Source organism: Streptomyces sp. WAC06614 (assembly GCF_003949795.1).
GTDB lineage: Bacteria > Actinomycetota > Actinomycetes > Streptomycetales > Streptomycetaceae > Streptomyces.
In genome coordinates, this window is sequence record NZ_RPRY01000338.1 from 1 (window position 1) to 7,156 (window position 7,156).

A 7,156-nucleotide genomic window follows, 5' to 3' on the forward strand; every position below is an offset into this window, starting at 1 on the left:
CCACCAGGGCCCGGCGGCCGGTACGCCGGGCCCTGGTGGTCGGCGTACCGGTCACGGCCGCCGTGCTGACCGCCGTGGTCGCCTTCAACGCCACCGCCGGCTCGAACGCCGACGGCCGGGCCGCGCTGGTCGAGGCGCCGGTGGTGACGGTGGAGCCGGCCAGCGCGGAGCCGGTGGCGGCCACGGTGCGGCAGATCGCCGCCGCCGCCTCGGCGGGCCGGCTGCCGGAGCCGGGGCCCGGCCAGTACGTCTACGTCAAGAGCCAGGTCTCGTACGTGGTGACCTCGCACGACGTGGACCGCAACGACGCCAGGACCTGGGTGCAGCCGCTCCACACGCGGGAGGTGTGGAAGTCCCCGGACGGGACCAAGGGCTGGCTGGACGAGCCCGGTGAGCAGCCCAAGGGCGGGATCACCCTGGACCGGGACCATCCGCTGTCCCGGCCGAGGAACGGGCAGGACGTGCCCGGCCGGGCGCCGGACTTCTCCTACGACTGGCTCGAACAGCAGAACCCCGACCCCGACGCCCTGCTGCGCAGCGTCCACGCGGCGGTCGGGGAGGGGCCGGAGCGGGACCAGCGGGCGTTCCGGGAGATCGGCTCGATCCTGCACGAGCAGCTCGTCCCGGCGCCGGTGGCCGCGGCCCTGTACCAGGCCGCGGCGAAGATCCCCGGCGTGGTCGTCGTCCCGCACTCCCAGGACGCGGCCGGGCGCGACGGCATCGCGCTGGCCCGGCTCGACGAGCGGCACGGCGACCGCACCGAGTGGGTCTTCGACCGCTCGACGTACGCGTACCTGGGCAGCCGGGGCGTGCAGGTCAGGGAGCAGGACGGGATCAAGGCGGGGACGGTCGTGGAGCGGACGGCGGTCCTGGAACGGGCCGTGGTGGACGCACAGAAGCAGCGGCCCGGCGGCGCCCCGGACGCCGCCTGACCGGCCCGGCCGGCCCTGTCTGTCAGTCGTACAGCGCCTCGATCTCCTGCGCGTACCGCTCCGCCACCGCGCGGCGGCGGAGTTTGAGGGTGGGGGTCAAGGTGCCCGCCTCGATCGACAGGTCCTCGGGGAGGATGTGGAAGGCGCGGATGCGGGCCGGGCGGGAGACGGTGGCGTTGGCCGCTTCGACGGCCTCGGTCACCAGGGCGCGGACCGCCGGGTGGGCGCCCGGGACCGGGCCGAGGTCGCCGGGGGCGAGGCCCTCGCGGGCCGCCCAGGCCGCGATCTCCTCCGCGTCGAGGGTGATCAGCGCGACCGGATGGGGGCGCCGGTCGCCGATCATCACGGCACGGGAGACGTAGCGGGAGCGCTGGATCGCGAACTCCACCTCGGTCGGCGAGAGGTTCTTGCCGGCCGAGGTGATCACGATCTCCTTCTTGCGGCCGGTGATGCGCAGGTAGCCGTCCTCGTCGAGGGCGCCCAGGTCCCCGGTCCGCAGCCAGCCGTCCGCGTCCAGGACCTCCGCGGTCGCCTCCGGGTTGTTGTGGTAGCCGGGGAAGACCATCGGGCCGCGCACCAGGATCTCGCCGTCCTCGGCGATGCGGACCTCGCAACCGTCGATCGGGCGGCCGACGGTGCCGGGCCGGGCGGCACCGGTGTGGTTGGCGGAGATGACCCCGGCCGTCTCCGTCATCCCGTAGCCCTCGTGGACGACCAGGCCGCAGGCCCGCAGGAAGTCCAGGACGGCCGGATCGATCGGGGCGGCTCCGGTCAGCGCCCAGCGCAGCCGGCCGCCCAGCGCGGCCCGTACGGGCGCGAACAGGGCCGCCTCGGCGGCCTCGTGGGCGGCCTTGAGCTCCGCCGGCAGGCGTCCTTCGGCCGCCAGTACGCCGATCCGGACGGCCTCGTCGAAGCGCGTGCGCCCGCCCTCCTGGGACTCCGCGAGGGCGAGCACGGTGGCGTGCACCTTCTCGAACAGCCGCGGCACGGACGGCAGATGGGTGGGGCGGGCCTCGGCGAGTTCGGTCACCACGTCCTCGATCCGGCCGCCGAAGTAGCACAGCTCCGCGCCGCTCAGGAACGCCGTGAACTGGATGAGCTGCGCGAGTACGTGGGCCAGCGGGAGGTAGAGGTACGTGGAGTCGCCGGGGCCGCCCGGGACCAGCGGGAGCAGGGCGTCCTGGACCGCGCCGAAGTTGGCGTGGGTGAGGCGGCAGCCCTTGGGCGGGCCGGTGGTGCCCGAGGTGTAGATGATGGCGGCGTCCGCGGTGGCGGGGACGGCGGCGGCCCGGGCGAGGAGCTCCGCCGGACCGCCTGCGCCCTCCCGGGTCAGGTCGTCCATCAGGACGGTCTCCCGCAGCTTCGGCAGCCGGTCGCGGACCGCCGCGACCCGCGCCGCCTGGGCGGGGTCGTCGCAGACCACCACGACCGCCTCGGAGTCGGAGAGCACCCAGGCGAGCTCCTCCTCCCCCGCGCTGGGGTAGACCGGCACCAGGACGGCGCCGACCGCGAGTACGGCGAAGTAGGTGTACGTCCACTCCGGGCGGGTCTCGGCGAGGACCGCGACGCGTTCGCCGGGGGCCACGCGCAGGTCCAGCAGGGCCCGGCCGGTGCCGCGGACGCGGTCGCGCAGGTCGGCGTAGGTGCCCGTGCGCCAGGTCCCGTCCGCGGCGCGGTGGCGCAGGGCGGTGACCTCGGGCCCGTGCCGTTCGTAGGTCCACTCGGTGAGGACGGCGAGGGTCGCCGGTCGGTCCTGCGGTCGGGCGGATGGCGCGGCGGCAGCAGTCATGGACCGACGCTAGGCAGCCAGATGGCGCCAAGGGCATGACCGGAAGCGTCAGCACCGCTGACCGCAGCGCTCAGGGCGACTACCGTCGTGTCGTATGGGCAGGCAGACGATCTCCGTGCACCATGTGCGGGCCGTGCTCGCGGGGGTGCGGCGGGGCGGGGGCGACGTCGTGGCGCTGCTGCAGGCGGCGCGGATTCCGCCGCTGCTGCTGGGGGACGACCGGGCGCGGGTGACGGCCGCGCAGTTCGCCCGGCTGTTCCGGGCGCTGTACCGGTCCACGCAGGACGAGTTCCTCGGGCTGGCGGGCGCGCCGAGCCGGCCGGGGACGTTCGCGATGATGTGCTACGCCTCGCTGGGCTGCCGGGACCTGGGCGCGGCGATCGAACGCGGGACGGCGTTCTACCGGCTGTTCCCGGGCGGACCCGATCTGGGGCTGGAGGTGCGGGCCGGGCAGGCGAGGTTCCTGGTGCGCAGCGGTCCCGCGGGGGACGAGGAGCGGTTCCTGTCGGAGTGCCTGCTGTGCATCTGGCACCGGCTGTGCAGCTGGCTGATCGGTCGGCGGATCCCGCTGGCCGGGGCCGGGTTCGCCTATCCGGCGCCGCCGCACCGGGAGGAGTACGAGGCCCTGTTCGGCTGCCCGGTGCGGTTCGGGGAGCCGGCCACGGCCGCGGTCTTCGACGCGCGCTGGCTGGCCGCGCCGCTGGTGCGGGACGAGGCGGGGCTGGAGGAGATGCTGCGGCGGGTGCCGTTCGACCTGCTGGGGCGGCCGGAGTACGGCACGACGGTGGCGGAACAGGTCCGCCGGTCGCTGGCGGGGCAGTTGCGGCACGCGCCGAGGCTGCCGTCGCTCGGGGAGGTGGCGGCGCTGCTGGCGGTCTCGCCGGCGACGCTGCGGCGGCGGCTGCGGGCGGAGGGGACCTCGTACCAGGAGCTGAAGGACCAGGTGCGGCGGGACGCGGCGATCGCCGGGCTGGTGGAGGGCGGCGAACCGATCGCGGACCTGGCGGCCCGGCTGGGCTTCTCGGAGGACACCGCCTTCCACCGCGCCTTCCGCCGCTGGACGGGCACCACACCGGGGGCGTACCGGATCGCCTCGGGCGGGTGAGGCGATCCGGTGGGCCGACCCGGCCCCGGCCGCGGGTGCCCGGTCGATTCCGGCCGCTGCGGCGGGGATCAGCGAGGGGCGAGCTGCTTCGCCAGCCGGGCCCGCTGGGCGCTGTCGAGACCGAGAGCGATCACCGTGTGCAACGCATCCCATACCTCACGCGACTTGCACACGAGTGTGAGATGTTCCTGTGATACGGCACCGATACCGTTCTTCTCGTAGAACTTGGCCCGCCAGGCGGCGAATTCGTCGGCGCCCCCGGGCACCCCGCCGCTCGTCCGCTCCAGCACCTTCATCATGCCCCGGAAGTGGCGGAAGAAGTCTTTGGTGCCGAGGGCGGCCCGCAGCAGTTCGACATCGTCCCGGCTCACCGCGTCACCGTTCCAATGACTCACCAGGCGTGCGACGCCGGCCTCCCTCTTGGCGCTGCTCCTGGGCCCGTCCACGATGTCGATCCCGCCGAGCACCGGGGTGAGCCTGACCGTTCGCCGCCTGGTCCAGTCGAGGCTGTACGTGCGGCCGGCCCCCTGCATGATCCGCTGAAGGTCCTCCGCCACGCTCTTCCTGTACGCGTCGGGGCAGCCCTGGACGGTGAGGTCGAACTCGTACCGGTCGCCCTCGCCCCCCCGCTCGACGTCGAGGTGGCAGCGACCGCCGCCCGCGGCGAGCACGTAGGCCCCGTACTCCGTTTCGACGACCGGTCCTACGGCGATCCCCCGCGCGCTGACGACGCACTCGTAGCTGCACTCGTCGTCGGGTGTCAGAAGACCGCCGTGGTGCCGGTCGACCACTGCCATGTCGTCGCGCGTCGGAACCCAGTCCTCCTCCGGCCAGAGGGACCTGATGAAGCTGCACGAGACGAAGACGATCTGCTCCGCATCGAGGGTGAGCAGACCGCCGCACTGGTGGGCCTTCGGCGTCCCGTCCGGCGACATCCGGCCCTCCGGGGTCGGACACAGACCGTTGGAGTCGTCGCACAGCATGACCGCGCCCAGATCCACCCCGGGCCTGAGCAGTTCCCACTCGGGGAACTCCTGGGCGATCTGCCGTTGCAGCGAAGGGTTCTCCAGACCGGCGCACCCGATCATCGACACGTTGAGGCACGTGCCGTCACCCCCGTCGACCATCGCGTCGACGAGCTGCCCACCGAGCTGCTCGCCGATGGTCGTTCTCGGGCCGTACTCCAGTCCGGCTTCGCCGTCGCCGTAGCAGGTGACCGAGATACCCTCCGGGACCACGGCGAATTGCGAGGGGAAGTAATTGCCGTGGCCGACAACGATGTATTTGCGCCCCATGGGTGGATTGCCTCTCCTTGCCATTGTTTCGACTGATCCATCCTTTCGGCTCGTCCGGGCCCCGGGAGGCCCGGACGAGCAGGCCTTGGGGCAGCTAGCCTTGCCCCGTGGATCTGTTCACGCGGTCGTGGCACGCCCTGCTCGCGGCGGTGGCCGGGCTGGCGGACGAGGACTTCGGGCGACCTTCCGGCTGCGCCGGGTGGCTCGTGCGGGACCTGGTGTGCCACTTGGTGATCGACGCGCAGGACGTGCTGATCACCCTGGTGACGCCGGCCGGGGCGGGGCGGGCGGCGACGCACGACGCCGTGACGTACTGGCGGGTCTCCGGCACCCCGCCGACCGGGGACGATCCGCTGGACGCACTGATCGTGCGGCTGGCGGCGGCGTACGGGGATCCGGCCCTGCTCAGGTACCACCTGGACGACGTCGGTCAGGCGGCCGGACGGGCGGCTCGGCTGGCCGATCCGGGGCTGCGGGTCAGCACCCAGGACATGGTGCTCACCGCCGAGGACTACCTGTCTGCGTACGTCCTGGAGTGGACGCTGCACCACCTGGACCTCGTCGCGCACCTGCCGCACGTGCCGGGGCCGCCCGCGGAGGGGCTCGCGCGGACGCGGGAGCTGCTGGAGGCGATCGCCGGGGCGGCCTTCCCCGCCGCCCTCTCCGACGTGGACGTGCTGCGGGTCGGGACCGGGCGGCGGGCTCCCGACGCGGCGGAGCGGGCCGCGCTCGGGGAGTTGGGCGCCCGGCTCCCGCTCGTCCTCGGCTGACGGGACGGGCCGCGGCCGGGCCGGGCCGGGCCGCGGCTCAGCGGCGGCCCGGCAGGAGGGCCACCACCACCGAGCCCAGGAGGCCCAGCAGGCCGACGGCCGCCAGGGTCAGGGCGCCCAGGTGGACGAAGCTCAGCCAGGTCTCCGGTTCGCCGTAGGCGCGGTCACCCAGGACGTGGGCCTCGCCCTTGAAGGCCAGGGAGCCGGAGCTGCGCTCGATCTGGTCGGCGTACGCGTACAGCGCGCCCTGGTGGGTCTCGCCGTCGACGGTCCAGGTGGTGCGCTCGCACACCACCGTGCCCCGGCCGCCCGAGAGGGTCTCCGTGCCGCAGCGGCCGGGGAGTTGGAGCCGGGCCGGGGAGCCGAAGGCGTAGGCCGCTCCCCAGCCGGACGGTTGCTGGGAAGCGCTGCCGACGATGAAGAACACCCCGGCCGCGAGGGCGACGGCGAGCAGGCACAGGGTGGCGCGGTTCTTCAGGCTTTCCCAGCGTGCGGACACGGGCGCTCCCGTTGGGTGTGAACACGTCAACATCAACTCGGTGGCGTGTTTCTATCGCACTGCGTGACCGGCCCACAAGCAGTACGACGCACCCGGCGCGACGGTCAGAAGTCGTCCACGACCCGCCAGCCGGTCCAGTTGCCGTCGTGCTTGCGGCCGTTCTCGTGGGCGTAGCCGTCGGAGCCGTGGTAGAGCACCCAGAACGTCCACGGGTCGCCGTCGGGGAACCGCCCGTCGTGGATGTAGATCTTGCTGGCGGCGCGGCCGCCCATGGACTGCCAGCCGCTCCAGCTCCCGCTGGTGCTGGTCCAGCGCGTCCACACGGCGGAGTCCGTGCCGACCACGAACTGCTGCGTCGTGCCGTTGGGGAGGTTCTGGGTGGTGACCCCGTACTCGCAGATGTAGACCCCGCCGCCCAGCGAGCAGTTGGCGGCCTGGGCGGGCGTGGTGGTCAGGGCGAGACCGGCGACGGCGGCGGCCGTGAGCAGGACGGCCTTGATCGTGGTGGTCGCGGTGCGTGTCGTGCGCTTCATGGACGTCATCGTGCGCGGGACGGCCAACGGTCCACCAACGAACGGCCAATGCGGGCCGCCGGGCGCGGGACCACGCGCGGTCAGGAAGATTGAGCGGCCCGGTCAACGACCTCCCGACCGGCCGGTCACTACGGTCTCCTCACCCACCCCCACCCGGACCGTTGGGAGAGCCCCATGCGCATCCGCCGCGCCGGCCTGGCCACCGCCCTCGCCGCACTGACCCTGCCCCTGAC

7 protein-coding genes are annotated in these 7,156 nt (G+C 73.6%); 3 read left to right on the forward strand and 4 right to left on the reverse strand.

Going from position 1 to position 7,156, the window contains the following annotated elements:
* Positions 1 to 932, forward strand: a 932-nt coding sequence (locus EF918_RS37345; protein WP_185921982.1) for a CU044_5270 family protein, incomplete at its 5' end; no start/stop codon positions are given.
* A 22-nt stretch (positions 933 to 954) separates the two neighbouring features.
* Here the strand turns inward: EF918_RS37345 and EF918_RS29940 are convergent.
* Positions 955 to 2,721: a long-chain fatty acid--CoA ligase gene (locus tag EF918_RS29940; RefSeq protein WP_125652068.1), complete on the reverse strand. Its 1,767-nt coding sequence runs from the start codon at positions 2,719 to 2,721 to the stop codon at positions 955 to 957.
* A gap of 94 nt (positions 2,722 to 2,815) precedes the next feature.
* Here EF918_RS29940 and EF918_RS29945 point away from each other — a divergent pair, with 94 nt between their 5' ends.
* On the forward strand, positions 2,816 to 3,826 hold the full coding sequence (locus EF918_RS29945; RefSeq protein WP_125652069.1) for an AraC family transcriptional regulator: 1,011 nt from the start codon (positions 2,816 to 2,818) through the stop codon (positions 3,824 to 3,826).
* Between the two features lie 68 nt (positions 3,827 to 3,894).
* Here EF918_RS29945 and EF918_RS29950 read toward each other — a convergent pair whose 3' ends face one another.
* Positions 3,895 to 5,121 (reverse strand): hypothetical protein, encoded by a 1,227-nt coding sequence (locus EF918_RS29950; RefSeq protein ID WP_125652070.1) that lies wholly within the window; start codon positions 5,119 to 5,121, stop codon positions 3,895 to 3,897.
* A gap of 107 nt (positions 5,122 to 5,228) precedes the next feature.
* On the opposite strand from EF918_RS29950, the gene EF918_RS29955 reads away from it, so the two are divergent.
* Complete coding sequence (locus EF918_RS29955) at positions 5,229 to 5,891, forward strand: maleylpyruvate isomerase N-terminal domain-containing protein (protein ID WP_125652071.1); 663 nt, start codon at positions 5,229 to 5,231, stop codon at positions 5,889 to 5,891.
* A 37-nt stretch (positions 5,892 to 5,928) separates the two neighbouring features.
* Here EF918_RS29955 and EF918_RS29960 read toward each other — a convergent pair whose 3' ends face one another.
* Together EF918_RS29960 and EF918_RS29965 are read right to left on the reverse strand one after the other, a co-directional pair.
* Entirely contained in the window at positions 5,929 to 6,390 is a 462-nt protein-coding gene (locus EF918_RS29960) for a hypothetical protein (RefSeq protein ID WP_125652072.1), read from the reverse strand.
* Positions 6,391 to 6,494: 104 nt separating this feature from the next.
* Positions 6,495 to 6,923, reverse strand: a complete 429-nt coding sequence (locus tag EF918_RS29965) for a hypothetical protein (protein WP_260610803.1) — start codon at positions 6,921 to 6,923, stop codon at positions 6,495 to 6,497.
* Positions 6,924 to 7,156 lie beyond the last annotated feature (233 nt).